General features: G+C 70.2%; 17 protein-coding genes. 10 read left to right on the forward strand and 7 right to left on the reverse strand.

The features are described 5' to 3' along the window. Positions 1 to 35: 35 nt before the first annotated feature. Positions 36 to 221, reverse strand: coding sequence for a DUF3073 domain-containing protein (locus AB0O65_RS00940; protein WP_071642212.1), 186 nt, complete (start codon positions 219 to 221; stop codon positions 36 to 38). A gap of 153 nt (positions 222 to 374) precedes the next feature. Between AB0O65_RS00940 and AB0O65_RS00945 the strand changes: the two genes are divergently transcribed. Continuing rightward, positions 375 to 917 (forward strand): universal stress protein, encoded by a 543-nt coding sequence (locus AB0O65_RS00945; protein WP_071642197.1) that lies wholly within the window; start codon positions 375 to 377, stop codon positions 915 to 917. An 86-nt stretch (positions 918 to 1003) separates the two neighbouring features. Continuing rightward, complete coding sequence (locus tag AB0O65_RS00950; protein ID WP_363382275.1) at positions 1004 to 2185, forward strand: MFS transporter; 1182 nt, start codon at positions 1004 to 1006, stop codon at positions 2183 to 2185. A 47-nt stretch (positions 2186 to 2232) separates the two neighbouring features. Here AB0O65_RS00950 and AB0O65_RS00955 read toward each other — a convergent pair whose 3' ends face one another. Together AB0O65_RS00955 and AB0O65_RS00960 are read right to left on the reverse strand one after the other, a co-directional pair. Further along, positions 2233 to 2871, reverse strand: coding sequence for a PadR family transcriptional regulator (locus AB0O65_RS00955; RefSeq protein WP_071642199.1), 639 nt, complete (start codon positions 2869 to 2871; stop codon positions 2233 to 2235). Then, positions 2868 to 3707, reverse strand: coding sequence for a DUF4097 family beta strand repeat-containing protein (locus tag AB0O65_RS00960; RefSeq protein ID WP_363382278.1), 840 nt, complete (start codon positions 3705 to 3707; stop codon positions 2868 to 2870). The genes AB0O65_RS00955 and AB0O65_RS00960 overlap by 4 nt, the downstream gene beginning before the upstream one ends. A 216-nt stretch (positions 3708 to 3923) precedes the next feature. Between AB0O65_RS00960 and AB0O65_RS00965 the strand changes: the two genes are divergently transcribed. After that, positions 3924 to 5309 (forward strand): FAD-dependent oxidoreductase, encoded by a 1386-nt coding sequence (locus tag AB0O65_RS00965; RefSeq protein WP_071642201.1) that lies wholly within the window; start codon positions 3924 to 3926, stop codon positions 5307 to 5309. Here the strand turns inward: AB0O65_RS00965 and AB0O65_RS00970 are convergent. Beyond that, entirely contained in the window at positions 5233 to 5949 is a 717-nt protein-coding gene (locus AB0O65_RS00970) for a Pr6Pr family membrane protein (RefSeq protein ID WP_143187163.1), read from the reverse strand. The two genes, AB0O65_RS00965 and AB0O65_RS00970, sit on opposite strands and share 77 nt — an antisense overlap. A gap of 116 nt (positions 5950 to 6065) precedes the next feature. On the opposite strand from AB0O65_RS00970, the gene AB0O65_RS00975 reads away from it, so the two are divergent. The 4 genes from AB0O65_RS00975 (at position 6066) to AB0O65_RS00990 (ending at position 10664) form a co-directional block, all read left to right on the forward strand. Beyond that, on the forward strand, positions 6066 to 6455 hold the full coding sequence (locus tag AB0O65_RS00975; protein WP_256221030.1) for a CrcB family protein: 390 nt from the start codon (positions 6066 to 6068) through the stop codon (positions 6453 to 6455). Continuing rightward, a complete protein-coding gene (locus AB0O65_RS00980; RefSeq protein WP_071642203.1) occupies positions 6452 to 6814 on the forward strand; it encodes a CrcB family protein in 363 nt (120 codons plus the stop codon). Before AB0O65_RS00975 ends, AB0O65_RS00980 begins: the two co-directional genes overlap by 4 nt. A 71-nt stretch (positions 6815 to 6885) precedes the next feature. Then, positions 6886 to 7458: a TetR family transcriptional regulator gene (locus AB0O65_RS00985; RefSeq protein ID WP_363382282.1), complete on the forward strand. Its 573-nt coding sequence runs from the start codon at positions 6886 to 6888 to the stop codon at positions 7456 to 7458. 11 nt (positions 7459 to 7469) lie between these two features. Then, complete coding sequence (locus AB0O65_RS00990; RefSeq protein WP_363382284.1) at positions 7470 to 10664, forward strand: efflux RND transporter permease subunit; 3195 nt, start codon at positions 7470 to 7472, stop codon at positions 10662 to 10664. Between the two features lie 13 nt (positions 10665 to 10677). Here the strand turns inward: AB0O65_RS00990 and AB0O65_RS00995 are convergent, their stop codons facing one another. Continuing rightward, positions 10678 to 11595 (reverse strand): aldose 1-epimerase family protein, encoded by a 918-nt coding sequence (locus tag AB0O65_RS00995; protein ID WP_313479398.1) that lies wholly within the window; start codon positions 11593 to 11595, stop codon positions 10678 to 10680. Positions 11596 to 11842: 247 nt separating this feature from the next. On the opposite strand from AB0O65_RS00995, the gene AB0O65_RS01000 reads away from it, so the two are divergent. Then, positions 11843 to 14137 carry a DEAD/DEAH box helicase gene (locus AB0O65_RS01000; RefSeq protein WP_363382287.1) on the forward strand — a complete coding sequence of 765 codons (2295 nt, stop codon included), beginning with the start codon at positions 11843 to 11845 and terminating at the stop codon, positions 14135 to 14137. Positions 14138 to 14269: 132 nt separating this feature from the next. Here the strand turns inward: AB0O65_RS01000 and AB0O65_RS01005 are convergent, their stop codons facing one another. Both AB0O65_RS01005 and AB0O65_RS01010 read right to left on the reverse strand, forming a co-directional pair. Further along, positions 14270 to 14689 carry an ASCH domain-containing protein gene (locus AB0O65_RS01005; RefSeq protein ID WP_071642208.1) on the reverse strand — a complete coding sequence of 140 codons (420 nt, stop codon included), beginning with the start codon at positions 14687 to 14689 and terminating at the stop codon, positions 14270 to 14272. A gap of 41 nt (positions 14690 to 14730) precedes the next feature. Beyond that, positions 14731 to 15786 (reverse strand): Rv2578c family radical SAM protein, encoded by a 1056-nt coding sequence (locus AB0O65_RS01010; protein WP_071642209.1) that lies wholly within the window; start codon positions 15784 to 15786, stop codon positions 14731 to 14733. A 94-nt stretch (positions 15787 to 15880) separates the two neighbouring features. Between AB0O65_RS01010 and AB0O65_RS01015 the strand changes: the two genes are divergently transcribed. Continuing rightward, complete coding sequence (locus AB0O65_RS01015) at positions 15881 to 16810, forward strand: M15 family metallopeptidase (RefSeq protein WP_256221031.1); 930 nt, start codon at positions 15881 to 15883, stop codon at positions 16808 to 16810. Between the two features lie 138 nt (positions 16811 to 16948). Continuing rightward, a complete protein-coding gene (locus AB0O65_RS01020) occupies positions 16949 to 18112 on the forward strand; it encodes an acyl-CoA dehydrogenase family protein (protein ID WP_313479392.1) in 1164 nt (387 codons plus the stop codon). Positions 18113 to 18124 lie beyond the last annotated feature (12 nt).

Below are 18124 nucleotides of genomic sequence, written 5' to 3' on the forward strand. Positions count from 1 at the left end.
TATGCCGGTCGCCAGGGTTCCTGCGCGAGTCGAGGTCAGGCTCGCTCGAGCTCTTCTTCGTCTTCGTCCGCGTACAAGTCGGCCCACTTGTCGACGTACTGGTCGTCTGACGTCGGGTGCCCGAGCTCACTCTCCAGCGCAGAGAAGTTCACGTCGGGACTGTACGACTTGAGTTCGCGGGCGATCTTGGTGTGCTTCGCCTTCTGACGGCCACGGCCCATGCGCGAGACCCCCTTATACGAGTTCAGCAGCGGGCTCGTGACGGGCCCGATGATATTCACGGCACCGGCGTGAAGCCGGTAAGAGTAGCATTCAGGATAGCACGCACGCCAGAGCATCCGGCCGTCCTGCGGCCGCCCTGCGGAAGGATCGACATGACGGATTCCACGCCCCGAGCAGCTGAGGAAGCGGCACAGAACGCGGCACTGCAGAAAGCGGTGATCGTCGGCATCCAGCCGGGTCAGCCACCGCACGTCCTGGACGAGGCGCTGCGCTACGCGCGGCTGCTGAGCGCCCCCCTCGTCGTCGTGCACGTCGACGTGACGCGCTTCGTCACGTACGAGGATCCGGACGGCTACGTGCACTCCGCTCCGATCGACCTCAACCTCGACGCCGGCGCCGCCGAGTTCGAGGACGTGCAGCGGGCGGCCGAGCAGGCTCTGGCCGACGTGGACGTGCCGTGGACGGCACGCCAGCTGGTCGGCGACCCGGCCCTGGCGATCAAGCAGCTGGCCGAGAAGCTCGATGCCCAGCTGATCGTGGTCGGCACCCGCAAGCGCGGTCTGGGCGAGTCGATCCGCGAGTTCTTCACCGGCTCCGTCGCGGCCCGCCTGGCACACCGCCAGCACCGATCCGTGCTCGTCGTCCCGCAGGGCGACACGGTGCCCGACGACCAGAAGGACATCTGGACGGAATAAACCGGCAGGCGGCTCGTCTTGCCGCAGGCGGCTCCGCGCACCGAAACCGATTGGCGCCGTCGGTGGCCGCCGCATTCAATGGACAGGTGACACCGTCCCCTCGTCGCGCGTTCGCGCTCATGCTGACCGCACTGCTGCTGCTCGCCGTCAACCTGCGCCTCGCGGTCACGACGGCGTCGGTGCTGCTGCCCCTGCTCATCGACGAGGGCGCGCTGACGCCGCAGGCTGCGATCGTCATCCCCGCCGTGCCGACCGCCATGTTCGCCATCGGCGGGGTCGTCACGCCACGGCTGAGTCGGCGGATCGGCGCGGCGGCGGCCGTCACCTGGGCGATGGGTGCGGTCGCGGCGGGGATGCTGGCGCGCTTCGTCCCGCACCCGGTCGCGATCGTCGGCGGGACGATGCTCGCCATGGCCGGCATCGCGGTCGTGAACGTCATGCTCCCCGCCCTCGTGCGGGCGACGAGCGGCAGCCGCATGCGCTCGGTGACGACCGCGTACACGACCGTTCTCTCCGCATCGAGCGCGATCGGCGCCGCAGCAGGGGTGCCGGTCGGGCACGCGCTCGGCTCGGCGACGCTCGGCCTCGGAGCGTGGGCCGTGTTCGCCGTGCTCGCCCTCGGCGTCTGGATCGCCGCCTCGCGCGGTCACGAGGTCGACGCGGCGCTGAGCGCACCCACTTCGTCGTCGCGTCCGCCGCTGCCGCGGGGCACCTGGCCGCTCACCGGCTTCTTCGCGCTGCAGGCGCTGCTCGCCTTCGTCGTGATGGGGTGGCTGCCGACGATAGCCGTGGATGCGGGGATCAGCCCCGCCCGTGCGGGCGTGCTGCTCGGCATCGTGATCGTCGTCAGCATCCCGGCCGGCCTGATCGCGGTGAGCATGGCGCACACGCTGCGCGGGGTCCGCGTCGGCGTGGCCGGGGTGTCCGCCGGCTCCGCGGCCGGCCTGCTGGGACTGTGGCTGGCGCCGACCTCGGCTCCCGAGCTGTGGAGCGTGCTGATCGGAACGGGCATGGCGGCCTTCCCGCTGACCCTCGCGCTGATCGCCCGCTCGGGTTCGGGGGCTGCCGAGGCAACGCGCGTGTCCGGCGTCGCGCAGGGCGTCGGCTACGCCATCTCCACCATCGGACCGCTGGCGGCGGGCGCCTGGTACGGCGCGGGCGGCGAGTGGGGCCCGGTGCTGGTCGCCATGGTCGTCGGTGCGGTGCTGCAGGCTCTGATCGGTCTGGCCCTGGCATCCGGGCCCCAGGCGAGCGAGCGTCGCCCCTGACACGACGAGACCCTCACCCGCCCAGGCGGGAGAGGGCCTCGAAGGTATTACTGCTTGTCGGTCGGCAGCGCGCTCAGTGCACGGGTGACGGCGCGGGCCGCCTCGTCCATCGCGTGCTCGAGCTCGGTGACGACGGATGCCGGAAGCGAGCCTCCGCGAGCGACATGCGTGCGCAGATCGGTGCGCAGCTGAGCGCGGAACGCGTTGATCGAGGCATCCGCCCGCTGCAGGTGCTCGCGGCTGGTGGCGCGCTCGCCGCTCATCCCGTCGAACCGGGGGCGCGACTTCGCTGCGCGCTGCTCCTCGTGGGCGGCGGTGGCGAGGTCGGCGCGCAGGCTGCGCATGGCATCCTGCACGCTCTGGCGCACCTCGTTCGCGATCAGCCGCACCGAATCGGCGAGGCCCTGCTCGATGCCTGCCAGATCGCCCTCGCGGGCGCTGAGCTCGGCGCGGCCGGCGTCGGTGATGGCGTAGATCGTGGTGCGGCCGTCAACGGTCTTGGTCACCAGGCCCTCCTCCTCGAGCTTCGCCAGACGCGGGTAGATCGTGCCGGCGCTGGGGGTGTACGTGCCGCCGGTGCGATCGGTGAGCGCCTGGATGATGCCGTAGCCGTGCTGCGGCGCCTCGGCGAGCAGCGACAGCAGGTACAGCCGCAGATCGCCGTGCGAGAAGACCGCGGGGCTCATGATTCCCACTCCGCGTCGTCTGCCACCGACACCTGCGGGCGACGCAGCACCGTGACCCCGCCGGAGACGGAGTTCGCGCGCACGTCGACGAAGCTGCCGGACAGCTCGCCGACCTGACCGGTGTAGCTGCCCGGCCCGCCGCTCGAGCGCTCGACGCCGTCGACCGTGATCCGCCCGGTCATGCTGCGCAGCACGTAGTTCGCGGGCAGGGTCTCGTCGAGTCGCACGGTCGTGCCACCCGAGACGGTGTTGAGGTTGATGGTGTTCATGTCGCCGACGGCGTCGATGAGGATCGAGCCGGACACGGTGTCGACGGTCGCTTTGCGCAGGCTGCCGGTCACGGCGACATCGCCCGAGACGCTGTTCGCGTTGATCGAGCCTGTCAGTCCGCGCACCTGCACGTCGCCCGACACCGAGTTGGCGGTGAGGTCGCCGGTGATGCCGTCGGCGATCAGGTCACCCGACACGGTGTTGAGCTTGGCGTCGTTGCGGATGCCCGAGACCAGCGCGCCGGCGCTGACGACACCGAGTGTGAGGGCGATGGCGCGGGGTACGGCGATGCTCACCTCGGCCTTGGGGCCGCCCGCCCCGAAGTTACGGAACACGTCGAGGAAGTTGTCCCACCCGATCTGGGGGTGGTCGATCTCGACCTGGGTGCCGTCGGACTCGATGCGCAGGTCCTTCACGGTGACACCGCGCACCTCGATGCGGATGCCGGGTTCGTCGTGTGCGATCACGTCGACCTGTCCGCCGACGAGGCCGACCTTCAGGCGCGACGCGGAGTCGATGTCGATCACTCGTTCCTCGCCGGGGGCGATGAGCCACTTCTCGGTCATGGGGTTCTCCTTGGATAGCGGATATCGAGATATATCGCGTTGAGGGAACCGTAACACGATATATCTCGATGTGCTACCCCTGCCGCCTTCGAATCGCTTGACTGCCCGGTCGCAGAGGCGAAGGCTGCACGTTGAGCGATTCGAAAGCGTGGAACCACGACGTGTCGCGACACGACACTGACCCCACCGACCGCCGCGGGTAGTCTGGCAAGCACGATGAGCATCACGCGCCGCACTCTGCTCGTCGGCGCCGGGGCGGGCGCCGTCGGACTGCTGCTCTCCGCCTGCACGCCCGAGCCGCAGCCCGCGCCCACTCGCACCAGGACGCCGATGCCCCGGCCGACCGCGCCCGAGGCGGTGCCCGCGCCGGCCGGCTGGCTGCGCAGCACGTGGGCCACCGACCCGTATTCGCACGGATCGACCAGCTACCTGCCCGCAGGCGCCGATCCCACCGAACGCCAGCGCCTCGCCGAACCCGTGCTCGACCGGCTGTTCTTCGCCGGCGAGGCCACCGACTCCGACCATCCCGGCACGCTGGTCGGAGCCGTCGACGACGCACGGCGGGCGGCGCTCGCGCTCATCTCGGCGAGCGACGACACCGAGCGTCTGGCCATCGTCGGCGCGGGTGCAGCCGGAGTGATCGCGGCCCGGATGCTTGCGGATGCCGGCCACGAGGTCACCCTGTTCGAAGCGCGCGAGCACATCGGAGGTCGCATCCGCAGCATCGCCGATGACGAGCAGTGGCCGATCCCTCCGCAGCTCGGCGCCTGGCTGCTCAGCGAAGCGGACCTCGCGTCGCTCGACGGCCGGCTGGTCGACCTGGGCGATCGTTCGCTCGCACTCGACACCGCGACGACGTGGAGCGCAGAGGGCGAGACCGAGGGTCTCGACGGCGCGCCGATCGCACAGGCCGTCGAGAAGGCCCAGGCACAGGCATCCGACGCGGCGATCACCGATGCACTCGCCGCGAACGGCGCCGACCTCGACGACCCGGCGCTCTCGGCGTCACTCGCCTGGATGGCGGCGATGACGGGGGCCGATCCGTCGCGTGCGTCCAGCTGGTATCCGCCCCACTTCCCCGGCGACGGCGTGCACGGCATGATCGGCGACCTCGACGCATTCCTCGGCGAGCAGCTGGAGGGCGTGAAGGTGGCGACGGCGTCGCCCGTCGCGCGCATCGCGTATGACGACCGCGGGGTCAGCCTGCGACTGGGCACCGGGGAGGCGCTCTCGTACGACCGCGTGATCGTCACCGCGCCGCTCGGGGTGCTGCAGAAGCAGGGGATCGAGTTCGCCCCCGCGCTGCCCTTCTCGCATCGGGGTGCGATCGCGGCACTCGCATCCGGTTTCATCGAGACCGCGTGGATGCGCTTCGACGAGGCGTTCTGGACGACCGAGGCGACCATCTGGCACGTGGCCGGGGGAGACGCGCTGATCCGCACCTGGCTGAACCTCCAGCCGTTCACCGGTGAGCCGGTGCTCGTCGGTCTCGTCGGCGGCGCGGACGCGGAGCGTTTCGCCGAGCTCAGCGAGCGCGACGCCACGGCCGCAGCGCGCGCCTCGCTCGCGTTCTTCGCAGCGCCGGCAGACGACGAGGGCTGATCTCGCCCCACGGCGCAACCGTGGGCCGCACCTTGCTGAGCAGCACGAGCGCGACCGCGACCCCGGCGAAGATCGCCAGGGCCAGCGCGCAGCTGAGCACCATCTCGCCCACGCCGGACACCTGGCGCAGGTCGAGGAAGTAGTACGGATACCAGCCGATGACGGTGCCGCGCCAGATCGTGAAGACGCCCCACGCCACCGGATACAGCAGCACGAACGGCACCACGCGCCACGACGCTTCACGCCGGCCGGGGCCGAACACCCACGCGACGACCGCCCACGCCGGCAGCACGAAATGCAGCACGACGTCCGACCAGGGGACGGTGATCGGGATGCCGTGCTCGCCGGCCTGCCACACGATGAGCGCGAACGCGAGACCGGCGGTGATCGTCCAGCTGAGCACGAGGGCGCGAGCCGTGGTCAGCCACGCCGGATCCTCCTCGCGGCGCAGGGCGACGACCCCGGCGACGACAGCCAGCACAGCGAACGCGGTGTTCGACTGGATCGTCAGATAGGCGAAGAAGTTCGAGCCGGCCATGGTCTGCGAGCCCATGCCCCACAGCATCCGGTGCACCAGCGCCGCGATGCACACGGCGGCGGTCGCCAGACGAGACCAGCCGAAGATCCTTCGCGTGAGCACTCGAGCGTCGTCCTCCCGGCGGTCCGGCGGCATCGGGGGCGCAGCCGCACCACCGCTTCGAGTCTATGCAACGGCGGGCGAGCGACCGCGGGCAGGCGCGCGGCTAGAGTGGCGCAGTGACCACCCCGACCCCCGTGCGCACCGTCATCCGTCGGGCGGGGCTGGCCGCGGTGGGCGGGACGGTCGGCACCGCCGCCCGCCTCGGGCTCGGGATGCTCATCGCCGACGCCCCCGTCGCGGTGCTGGTGGCCAACATCGCGGGGGCCATGCTGCTCGGCATCCTGACCGCTCGTCTTCCCGCATCCGACCTGCGGATCCTGCTCGGCACCGGGATGCTGGGCGGATTCACCACGTACAGCGCGTTCGCGCTCGACAGCGTCGAGCTGTGGGCCGACTCGCCCGCGCGCGCCGTGGGATACGTCGTCGCGAGCGTCGGCGGCGGGCTGGTGGCGGCGTGGCTCGGCCTGCGGATCGGCGGATCCTTCCGCGTCGGGCGGGCGTCGTGAGTCCGCTGGTGTTTGCGCTGGCCGCCGCCTGCGGCGGACTCGGCGCCGCCGCCCGGTACCTGATCGACATCGGCATCGCGGGCATCGCCCGCTCGCGCTTCCCGTGGGGCGTGATGGTGATCAACGTGACCGGCTCGCTGCTGCTGGGCGTGGTGGTCGGGATGCTTCCCGGCAGTGCCTTCGTCGTGGGTGCCGGGTTCCTCGGCGGCTACACCACCTTCAGCACAGCGATGATCGACGCGGTCTCGCTGTGGCGGGACGGCGCGCGGCGCGCGGCGGTCGTCGATGTGGTCGGGATGCTCGTGCTCTCGCTCGTCGCCGCGCTGGTCGGCCTCGCCTGCGGGAGCGCGCTGGGCTGAGGTTGCCAGTCGGGCCACAGGTTCGGGCGCGCATAATGTACAGACGTACATCTTGAGTGCCCGGGAGGGTCATGAGCGAGCCGCCACGCCGCCGTCGTGATCCCGAGGCGCGCCGTACCGAGATCATCGCCGCGACAGCCGAGCTGATCCTCGAGGTGGGGGTGAGCGCGGTCACTCACCGTCTGATCGCCGCTCGCGCGGGCGTGCCCCTCGGTGCGACCACGCACTACTTCGCCACGCTCGACGACCTGCGCTCGCAGGCTCTGCATCACCTGGTCGCCGAGCTCGACGCTCGCGTCGACGGCATCCGCTCGGCGCTGGAGCAGCGCGGCGCGACCCCGCAGGTGCTGACGCAGCTGATCGTGCAGGCGCTCGCCGACGCGCGCGCACTCGAGGCCGACCGCGCCGTCGTGACCGCCGCCGTCGACGATCCCCAGCTGCGCGCCATGGCCCGGCGGTGGTCGGAGCGGATGACCGGCTTCCTCATCCCCGCCTACGGCGTAGAGCGGGCGACCGCCGCGGCCGTCTTCATCGACGGCGTGCTCTGGCACGCCCGCATCCACGACGAGACGCTGAACGCGTCTCTGATCGAGAACGCCCTCGCCGGCATCCTCGGCACCGAACCTACGACCACGAGCGACTGAAAGAGCACCGCGTGTCGAACCTCGCCATCCTCAGCCTGCGCAACCGCGCACTCATCGCGCTGATCACCGTCGTCTCCGCCGTCTTCGGCGGCCTGGCGCTCACCAACCTCAAGCAGGAGCTGATCCCCTCGCTCGAGCTGCCGGCGCTGGTGGTCATGAGCACCTACCCCGGCGCATCGCCCGAGGTGGTCGAGAACGACGTCTCCACCCCGATCGAGAAAGCCATCCAGGGCGTGCCCGGCCTGGAGTCGAGCAGCGCCACGAGCACCACCAACGCGTCGATCGTGCAGGCGATGTTCGCCTACGGCACCGATCTCGCCACGGCCGAGCAGAAGATGCAGCAGGCGATCAACCGCATCTCGCAGCAGCTGCCCGATGACGTCAGCCCGCAGGTGCTCAGCGTCTCGATCGACGACTTCCCCGTCATCCAGATCGCCGTCACCGGCTTCGACGACTCGGAGACCGCGCAGCAGGACCTCGAGACCACGGTGATCCCCGAACTCGAAGACGTCGACGGCGTCAACGCCGCCGAGATCGTCGGCGGCGTCGGCCAGCGCATCACGATCACCCCCGACCGGGCGAAGCTGTTCGCGGCAGGGCAGACGACGCAGGCGATCAGCCAGGCACTCGAGCAGAACGGCGTGCTGCTGCCTGGCGGTGACATCACCGAGGCCGGCGAGACGCTCACCGTGCAGTCCGGCGCGAAGCTCACCTCCGCCGCAGACGTCGCGGCCCTGCCGCTGAGCGGCACCGATCTCACGATCGGCGAGGTCGCCGACGTGGCGCAGGTGGCCGATCCGGTCACGTCGATCTCCCGCGTCGACGGTGAGGACGCGCTGTCGATCGCGGTCACCAAGCTGCCCGCGGCGAACACGGTCGAGGTCTCGCAGGGCGTGCTGGCCGCGCTCGACGAGCTCGGCGACACGTTCCCGGACGCCGAGTTCACCGTCATCTTCGACCAGGCGCCGTACATCCAGCAGTCGATCGAGACGCTCGCCACCGAGGGCATGCTCGGTCTGGCGTTCGCCGTGCTCGTCATCCTCGTCTTCCTGCTGTCGATCCGCTCGACCCTGGTCACCGCGATCTCGATCCCCACCAGCGTGCTGATCACCTTCATCGGGCTGCAGGCGTTCGGGTACTCGCTCAACGTGCTCACCCTCGGCGCGCTCACGATCGCGATCGGCCGCGTCGTCGACGACTCGATCGTGGTGATCGAGAACATCAAGCGGCACTACGTCGAGGGGGCCGACAAGGGCGCAGCGATCCGATTGGCCGTGCGCGAAGTGGCATCGGCGATCACCGCCTCGACCATCACGACCGTGGCGGTGTTCCTGCCGATCGTGTTCGTCGGCGACATGGTCGGCGAGCTGTTTCGACCCTTCGCGATGACCGTGACCATCGCGATGGTCGCGTCGCTGCTCGTCGCGCTGACCATCGTGCCGGTGCTCGCGTACTGGTTCCTGCGGCCGGGCAAGCCGCTGCTCGCGGCGGACGGCTCGCGCATCGATCCCGAGCATCCGGATGCCCCGCCCACGGCACTGCAGCGGATGTACCGGCCGATCCTCGGCTGGACCCTGAAGCACTCCGCGGTGACCGTCGTGCTCGCGGTGCTCGTGCTCGCGGGCACGCTCGCCGCCGCGCCGCTGATGAAGATCAACTTCCTCAGCGACTCCGGCCAGAACACCATGACCGTCACGCAGGACATCGGCGAGACCGCGAGCCTGGAGGCGAAGTCCGAGGCGGCGAAGAAGGTCGAGGAGGCCCTCGACGGCCTCGACGGGCTCACGCATGTGCAGGCGTCGATCGGCTCGAGCGGATCGGCTCTGCGCGACGCGTTCTCGGGCGGCGCGGGCATCACGTACTCGATCCAGACCAGCGACGAGGTCGATCAGGAGCAGCTGCGCGCTGACGTGCAGAAGAAGGTCGACGGTCTCGACGACGCCGGTGAGATCACCGTCGCGGCGAGCGGCGGCGGATTCGGCTCGAGCGACATCGCGGTCACGGTGACCGCCCCGAACGCGGAGGATCTGCAGGCCGGCACCGACGCCCTCATGAAGGAGCTCGACGGACGCGACGGCATCGGCCAGGTCACGAACAACCTGTCGGCCTCACTGCCTTACATCGCCGTGGTCGTCGACCGCGAGGCCGCTGCGGCGCGCGGACTGTCGGAGGTCGCGGTCGGGTCGATCGTGTCGGGCACGATGCGTCCGCAGCAGATCGGTTCGGTCGAGGTCGACGACAGCGCTCTCACGGTGTATCTCGTCGACCCCGAACCGCCGACATCCGTCGAGGCGCTGAAGCAGCTGTCCATCCCCACCGCCACCGGGCCTGTGCCGCTGCAGGAGCTCGCGACCGTCGAGCAGCGTGAGGGCCCCACCTCGATCTCGACCGAGCAGGGGCGCCGCACCGCCACGATCACCGTGCCGCCGGCATCCGACGACCTCGCCGTCGCCACCGCATCGGTCACCGCAGCGCTCGCCGCGGTCGACCTGCCCGACGGCGCTCGCGCCGAGGTGGGCGGCGTCGCCGAGCAGCAGGCCGACTCGTTCTCGCAGCTCGGACTGGCGATGCTCGCGGCGATCCTCATCGTCTACGTGGTGATGGTCGCGACGTTCAAGTCGCTGCGTCAGCCGCTGCTGCTGCTCGTGTCGGTGCCGTTCGCCGCGACCGGCGCGATCCTGCTGCAGATCGTGACCGGTGTGCCGCTGGGCGTCGCCTCGCTGATCGGCGTGCTGATGCTGATCGGCATCGTGGTGACGAACGCGATCGTGCTCGTCGACCTGGTCAACCAGTACCGGTCGAAGGGGCTCACCACGCCCGAGGCGGTGATGGCGGGAGGTGAGAAGCGTCTGCGGCCGATCCTCATGACCGCGCTCGCGACGATCTTCGCGCTGACGCCGATGGCATTGGGGATCACCGGGCACGGCGGGTTCATCTCGCAGCCGCTCGCGATCGTCGTGATCGGCGGACTCGTGTCGTCGACCGTGCTCACCCTCATCGTGCTGCCGACGCTCTACAACCTCGTCGAGGGGGCGAAGGAGCGCCGTCACGCGAAGCGCACCGCAGGTCCGGATGCCGGAGGCCCGGATGCCGGAGGGCCGGATGCCGGAGGGCCGGATGCCGGAGGGCCGACACCTGCCGCCGCACCGGCCGACGGGGTCGCCCTCACGCGGCGTCAGCTGCGCGCGGCTGACGCGCACGAATGAGCCGGCGGGCCGCTCAGTCGAAGCGGATGCCCCACTGCAGCCTCCACGCTTCGCCTGCGGCGACGCGGCGCAGCCCGCGGCCGGAGTTGAAGGCGTCGGCGGGCGCCGTCATCGGCTCGATCGCCACGGCGAGCGGTCGCCCTGGGTACTTGTCGGTCGTGAACGCCTGCACGTAGTCGAACCCCGGTCCCTGCTGCAGCGTCACCGTGCGGCCGTCCGGGGCGGAGAGCGTGGTGCGCACGTAGCCGTCGGCGTCGCGGTGCAGGTTGGCGTACCCGGTGTCGAGCTGAACGTCGCCGAGACGACGGCCCTCGCGCAGGTCGGTCGCCGACGAGACCGGGCTCTCGCCGACCGGCAGCATCCGGTCATCGGTCTCGAAGTACGTCTCGGCCGGCAGCCGCAGCACCAGCTCTCGTGAGTCGACCCCGTCGACGACGAAGAAGGGGTGGGTGCCGAGCGCGACCGGCGCCGGGTCGGTCGAGTGGTTGGTGAGCGTGTGCGTGACATCCATCCCGGCATCCGTCAGCGCGTAGGTCACCGATGTCGCCACGAGATACGGGTAGCCGGTCTGCGGCACGATGTTCGCGGCGAGAGTGACGGCGTCATCGGTGTGCTCGACGATCTCGTACGCGGTGTAGCGCAGCAGCCCGTGGCTGGCGTTGCGGAACTTCGGCTCGCTGATCGACAGGGCGCGCTCGGCGTCGCCGTCCTGCCAGACCCCGCCGCGGATGCGGTTCGGCCAGGGCGCCAGCACGACGCCCGAGCACGAGGGCGTCGGCTGATCGGCCGGGTAGGGTGGCACGATCTCGACGTCGCCGACGGTGAGATGGCGCAGTGAAGCGCCGACCTGCGCGATCTGCGCCGTCACGTCGCCACGTCGCAGGTGGATCTGGATGCCGGTGGGGGAGCCGATCACATCGTCAAGAGGCATGAGGTCATCGTACGGCGGGCACTCTCTCAGCAAAGCCCGGTATTCTGGAAGGAGTCGGCTTCGAGCACCCGCGTCACGCGGTTCTTCCGAGCACTACTCATGCTCACTGTGAGCTCAGGGGCCGATGGTTCATAACCATCACATGAATGGCCCCGGTCGACGGATGCTCGGGTATGTCCCACGCGCGCTGATCTCTGTGCCCGCGGAGCGGACGCTGTTCTCGTGTCAGAGACAGTCAGGAAACACCATGCCCAAGAACGGCAAGCCCAAGGGCGGACGCCCGTCGCGCAACTTCGAGCCGCGGTACGCGAAGAGCGGACCCTCGTTCCACGAGCGCCACTCCGGCGGACGTCCGTCGCGCGACGGCGACCGCCGCACGGACGGCGCGGAGCGCCGCTCCTTCTCATCGGATGCCCGCGCCGACCGCCGCCCGGGCAGCGTGAGCCCGAAGCACCGGGGCTACCGCCCCGCGGACGCCGAGGGCTCGGCGTCGAAGGGGCGCTGGTCGGACACGCAGCGTGCGGGTCGCGACGAGGCCCGCTCGATCCGCAACCGCGCCGAGTCCGGTCGCCGCGAGGCTCCGCACCACCGCGGCGACCGCGACGACCGCGGGGGCCGTGGCTTCGAGCGCAACGACCGGTTCGGTCGGGATGCGCGTCCGGCGCGCGATGACCGGTTCGGTCGGGATGCGCGTCCGGCGCGCGATGACCGGTTCGGTCGGGATGCGCGTCCGGCGCGCGACGACCGCGGCGGCTACGAGCGCCGCGAGCGCTTCGACCGTGACGCGCGCCCGGCGCGCGACGACCGCGGGAGCCGCGGCTTCGACCGCAGCGAACGCCCGGCCCGCAACGAGCGCGGCGGCTTCGACCGCCGGGGTGGTGTCGATCGCGATGCCCGTCCGGCGCGGAACGACCGTTTCGACCGTGATGCCCGTCCCGCGCGTGACGAGCGCTCCGGGTACGCCCGCACCGACCGTTTCGACCGTGATGCCCGCCCCGCTCGTGATGAGCGTCGCGGCGGATCAGACCGTCCTCGTTTCGACCGCGACGCCCGCCCGGAGCGCGGCGGCCGGTTCGATCGCGACACCCGCCCCGCCCGGACCGACCGTTTCGACCGGGACGCCCGCCCGGCACGCGATGACCGCCGCGGTGGCTTCGAGCGTAGCGAGCGCCCCCGTTTCGACCGCGACGCGCGCCCGGCACGGCAGAACCGCGACGCCCGCCCCAACCGCAGCGACTGGAATGCCACCTCGACCGCGAAGGCGCACGACGAGCAGGTCGACGTGGTGCACGAGCGGCTCGAGGCGGAGGCCGTCCAGGCCACCGAGGTCGCAGATGTGACCTTCGGTGACCTGGGGATCGGCTCGAACATCGTCGAGATCCTGAAGAACATGGGCGCAGCGACGCCGTTCCCGATCCAGGCCGCGACGATCCCCAGCATCCTGCAGGGGCGAGACGTGCTCGGCCGGGGCCGCACCGGTTCAGGAAAGACGATCGCGTTCGGCGCACCGCTCGTCGAGAGCATCCTGCTGTCGCAGAAGGGCACGCGCCGGGAGTTCGGCCGCAAGCCGCGTGCGATCATCCTCGCCCCGACCCGCGAGCTGGCGCTGCAGATCGACCGCACCGTGCAGCCGATCGCGCGCAGCGTCGGCCTGTTCACCACCCAGATCTACGGCGGCGTGCCCCAGGCGCGCCAGGTGGGTGCCCTGAACAAGGGCGTCGACATCATCATCGGCACCCCCGGCCGCATCGAAGACCTGATCGAGCAGCGCAAGCTCGACCTCTCCGAGGTGCGCATCGCGGTGCTCGACGAGGCCGACCACATGGCCGAGCTCGGGTTCGCCGAGCCGGTGCAGCGCATCCTGCGCAAGACCGGCACCGCCCTCCCCGACGGCGCCACCAGCCAGAAGCTGCTGTTCTCGGCCACGCTTGACCGCGAGGTCGCGGCCATCGTCGACGAGTTCCTCGTCGACCCGGCCGTCTACGAGGTCGCCGGTGAGGATCAGGACTCCAGCACCATCGACCACCGCGTGCTCGTCATCGAACACCGCGACAAGGCCGATGTGCTCACCTCGCTCGTCGACCGCGACGGACAGACGCTGGTCTTCGCGCGCACCCGCGCCTATGCCGAGATGCTCGCCGAGCAGTTCGAAGACGCCGGCATCGCCGCGGTCTCGCTGCACGGCGACCTGAACCAGGCCAAGCGCACGCGCAACCTGCAGAAGCTGACGGCGGGCAAGGTGCAGGTGCTCGTCGCCACGGATGTCGCCGCCCGCGGCATCCATGTCGACGACATCGACCTCGTCGTGCAGGCCGACGCTCCCGACGAGTACAAGACGTACCTGCACCGCTCCGGCCGCACGGGCCGCGCCGGTCGCTCGGGCCGTGTGGTCACGCTGATCACCCGTCAGCGTCGTCGCCGCATGGAGGATCTGCTCGGCCGCGCCGAGATCGACGCGCCGTTCGAGCAGGCGGCTCCCGGTGACGACGTGATCGAGGAGATCGCCGGTCGGATGCTGAGCGAGGCCGAGCTCACCGCCTGACCTGCCCCCACCGCCGAGAAGCCGTCGGATTCGCGCTCGTGCCCGAATCCGGCGGCTTCGCTGTCGGATCTCCGGAGCCGTGGTGGAGTCCGCGGCTCGTCGACCGGGCTGCGAGCAGAACCCGACCGTGGGTCACCCCGCTTGGAAGCTGAACCGCACCAGCACGGCGAGGGTGTCGTCGTCGACGTGGAACTCCGGGTCGCCCACGTACTCGCGGTACTCCTGGCCGTGCCAGAAGCTCTCGTGCCCGGCTCGCCATTCGGCGACGGTCGCGTAGCCCTCGCCCTCGCCGAGAGCGTGCGCGAGATCGACGTCCGCGAGACGAACGACGCGCACATCCTCGATGGTCTCGACGCCTACAGGTCGTCCCGCGGAGTCGACCACCGCCGCGCGGTCGCCGACGGCGGGCATCGGCTCGTCGTCGATCTCGAGCTCACGCAGCAGGAAGGTCGTCGTGATCTTCTCGCCCGCGAGGATCGCCCCCACCAGCCGGTCGCGCAGCGACCCCGGGAAGGCGTACTCGGAGACGGGCAGGTCATCAGGCGTCGACATCCGCTCAGCCTATGCGTCGAGCGACGGCGTCGAGTCGCCGGTCAGAACAGCATGTCGTCGCGGGAGGTGGTGGTGCGGACGGATGCCGGAGTCGGGCGCGCGCGCATCCGTCTTCCGCGCATGCTGTCGTTCTCCTCTTCCGATCGGGCGTCGAGCCCGTGCACGCGCATGAGCGGACGGATGCGTCGAGCGAGCCACTGCCGATACGCCTTCGGCGCCTCGACCGCGACGCCCGGGTACAGCCCCCGATACGACGACAGCAGCTCCGGATGCTCGCGTTCCAGCCACTGGAAGAACCACGGCTTCACGCCCGGGCGCAGATGCAGCGAGCCGTAGACGACGTGGTCGGCGCCCGACTGCTTGATGCGACGCAGGGCGTCGTCGATCGCCGCGAGCGAGTCGGTGAGGTGCGGCAGCACCGGCATGAGGAAGACGCCGACACGGAAACCCGCATCGCTGAGCGCGCGCACGGTGTCGAGCCGCGCCTGCGTGCCGGGGGTGCCGGGCTCGACCGCACGCTGCAGGTCGTCGTCGTACATCGCGATCGACATCTGGATGTCGATCGGCACGCGCTTCTTCGCTTCGACGAGCACGGGGATGTCGCGGCGGATCAGCGTGCCCTTGGTGAGGATCGACATCGGCGTCCCCGAGTCGGCGAGGGCCTGCACGATGCCGGGCATGAGCCGGTAGCGCCCCTCGGCGCGCTGGTACGGGTCGGTGTTCGTGCCCAGCGCAACCGTCTCGTGACGCCACGATCCGCGTCGCAACTCGCGCTCGAGCACCTCGACCACATTCGTCTTCACGACGATCTGAGAATCGAAGTCCGCGCCGCCATCGAGATCGAGATACTCGTGCGTTCCCCGAGCGAAGCAGTAAACGCATGCATGACTGCATCCCCGGTAGGGATTCACGGTCCAGGCGAACGGCATGCGCGAGGCGCCGGGCACCGCATTGAGGGCGGACTTGGCGAGCACCTCGTGGAAGGTCATCCCGGCGAACCCGGGCGTGGTCACCGAGCGCACGATCCCGGTGCGGCTCTCCATGCCCGGCAGCGCGTCGGCATCCTCTTCGCGTACCGCCTGCCCCTGCCATCTCATCCCCCCATTCGAACAAAAGAACGCATTCATGTCAACCGTGTATCGCAGATGCGTTCGAGGAACGCCGATGCGCGCCGTGGGGGACAATGGATCGGTGAACGCCGCGCAGTCCCGACACGTCGCGCGCGAACCGCTCGCCGTGCGGATCGCGCTGCCGCTCGGAGTGCTGTTCACGGCGATGGCGTCTCTGGCGACCCTGTGCGGCGTGATTGCCGACAGCCCCGTGGCCCGAGTCGAGCTGCCGGCGCCCGCCGCCGCGCTCGCGATCCCCACCGTGGAGGTCGATGCCCGGCCGGCCGCCGATCCCTGCGCCGACGACGCCGTGCGGGCGGCGCTCGACACGGGTGATGACGCGGGTGTCATAGCAGCGTTCGGCGGCGGCGCCGCGTTCCGCGAGGCGGTCGCGAACGGCAACGCGCCCTGCGTCTCGCTCTCCGACCCGAACCGGTCGTGGGTGGTCATCAACAAGCAGCGTCCGCTCGAGCCGGCGAGCTTCGCGCCGGCATCCCTCGCCGAGATCGGACTGAGCGCGACCACCCGCTCGAACGAGCTGCGCCCCGAGCCCAAGGACGCCCTCGAATCGATGGCGACCGAGGCGAGTCGAGCGGGTGCGGGCACGATCGGGATCAACAACGGCTACCGGTCGTTCGGCCTGCAGGAGAGCACCTACGACGGGCACGTGCGTGACAAGGGGCAGAGCGGAGCGGATGCCGTGTCGGCGCGCCCCGGCTTCAGCGAGCACCAGAGCGGTCTCGCCTTCGACCTCGTCGCGTGCGACCCGCGCTGCGGCACCATCGAGGCCTTCGGCGCGACACCGCAGGGGCGGTGGGTCGCGGAGAACGGCTGGCGGCACGGCTTCATCGTGCGCTACGAACCGGGGCGCACCGGCACCACCGGGTACGCACCCGAGCCGTGGCACATCCGCTACATCGGGCCCGAGCTCGCCCAGGCGTGTCACGACGGCGGGTTCCACACGCTCGAGGAGTTCTTCGGGCTGCCGCCCGCCCCGGATTACAGCCATTGAGGCGCAGACCGCGACATCCCACAAACGCGGTACGCAGTGTCATCGTGTGTGAGACTTGTTCCCACAAGCGACTGTCCGGCGATGTCATTCCGACCTAGACTCGCCGTGCGACGACGCACATGATTCGAGGAGGACGCCATGGAGCGCGACATCTACGAAGAAGACCACGAGGCCTTCCGCGACCTGGTCAAGGACTTCGTCAGACGGCACGTCTCGAACGAGTCGATCGAGCGGTGGGATGCCGCGGGCGAGGTCGACCGCGAGACCATGCTCGCCGCCGGTGAGGCCGGCATCATCGGTCTGTCCGTGCCCGAGGAGTTCGGCGGCGCGGGCATGCTGCAGGACTACCGCTTCCGCGCGATCGTGAACGAAGAGGTCATCGGCGCCGGTGCCGGATCGCTGGCGGGCGCCCTCGGCATCCAGGACGATCTCGCCGTGCCGTATCTCGTGCACATGGGCACGCAGGAGCAGAAGGAGAAGTGGCTGCCCCGCATGGCGACGGGTGAGATCCTCGGCGCGCTCGCGATGACCGACCCCGGCGCGGGCAGCGACCTGCGCGGCATCAAGACCAACGCGAAGAAGGTCGACGGCGGGTACATCCTCAACGGCGCCAAGACGTTCATCTCGTCGGGCACCACCGCCGACATCGTCGTCACCTTCGTCAAGACCGGCGAGGGCAACCGCCCCGATGCCTTCAGCCTGCTGATCGTCGAGAAGGGCATGGCCGGCTTCGACCAGGGCAAGAAACTCAGCAAGATGGGCTTCCACGGCTGGGACACCGCCGAGCTCAGCTTCACCGACGTCTTCGTCCCCGATGAGAACCTCATCAGCGGCAAGGAGGGGCAGGGCTTCATCCAGCTGATGATGAACCTGCCGCTCGAGCGCCTGTCGATCGCCGTGTCTGCCGCCGCGGTCATCCAGGCCGCCGTGAAGTGGACCGTCGACTACACGAAGAGCCGCGACGCGTTCGGCGAGCGGATCATCGACTTCCAGAACACCCGCTTCCGCATCGCCGACATGGCGACCACGGCCGACGCGGTCTGGGCGTATGTCGATCGGGGGCTCACGTCCTACGCCGCCTCGCAGCTCACCGCCGAAGAGGCAGCGCAGCTGAAGTTCTGGGTCACCGAGCGCGAGTGGGAGGTGCTCGACACCGGAGTGCAGCTGCACGGCGGCTACGGCTACATCATGGAGTACCCGATCGCCCGGGCCTTCACCGACGCCCGCGTGCACCGCATCTACGGCGGCACGAACGAGATCATGCGCGAGATCGTCGGACGTCAGATCGCCGGCAAGCGCTGAGCGATGTGGGGC

It is taken from the genome of Microbacterium sp. NPDC077391 (genome assembly GCF_040686955.1).
GTDB classification, from domain to species: Bacteria; Actinomycetota; Actinomycetes; order Actinomycetales; family Microbacteriaceae; genus Microbacterium; species Microbacterium commune.

Excerpts from the sequence above, each read along its gene's own strand:
- AB0O65_RS00940 (WP_071642212.1), bottom strand. The coding sequence starts at position 221 with ATGGGCCGTGGCCGTCAGAAGGCGAAGCACACCAAGATCGCCCGCGAA.
- AB0O65_RS00945 (WP_071642197.1), top strand. The coding sequence starts at position 375 with ATGACGGATTCCACGCCCCGAGCAGCTGAGGAAGCGGCACAGAACGCG.
- AB0O65_RS00955 (WP_071642199.1), bottom strand. The coding sequence starts at position 2,871 with ATGAGCCCCGCGGTCTTCTCGCACGGCGATCTGCGGCTGTACCTGCTG.
- AB0O65_RS00960 (WP_363382278.1), bottom strand. The coding sequence starts at position 3,707 with ATGACCGAGAAGTGGCTCATCGCCCCCGGCGAGGAACGAGTGATCGAC.
- AB0O65_RS00965 (WP_071642201.1), top strand. The coding sequence starts at position 3,924 with ATGAGCATCACGCGCCGCACTCTGCTCGTCGGCGCCGGGGCGGGCGCC.
- AB0O65_RS00985 (WP_363382282.1), top strand. The coding sequence starts at position 6,886 with ATGAGCGAGCCGCCACGCCGCCGTCGTGATCCCGAGGCGCGCCGTACC.
- AB0O65_RS00995 (WP_313479398.1), bottom strand. The coding sequence starts at position 11,595 with ATGCCTCTTGACGATGTGATCGGCTCCCCCACCGGCATCCAGATCCAC.
- AB0O65_RS01000 (WP_363382287.1), top strand. The coding sequence starts at position 11,843 with ATGCCCAAGAACGGCAAGCCCAAGGGCGGACGCCCGTCGCGCAACTTC.
- AB0O65_RS01005 (WP_071642208.1), bottom strand. The coding sequence starts at position 14,689 with ATGTCGACGCCTGATGACCTGCCCGTCTCCGAGTACGCCTTCCCGGGG.
- AB0O65_RS01010 (WP_071642209.1), bottom strand. The coding sequence starts at position 15,786 with ATGAGATGGCAGGGGCAGGCGGTACGCGAAGAGGATGCCGACGCGCTG.
- AB0O65_RS01020 (WP_313479392.1), top strand. The coding sequence starts at position 16,949 with ATGGAGCGCGACATCTACGAAGAAGACCACGAGGCCTTCCGCGACCTG.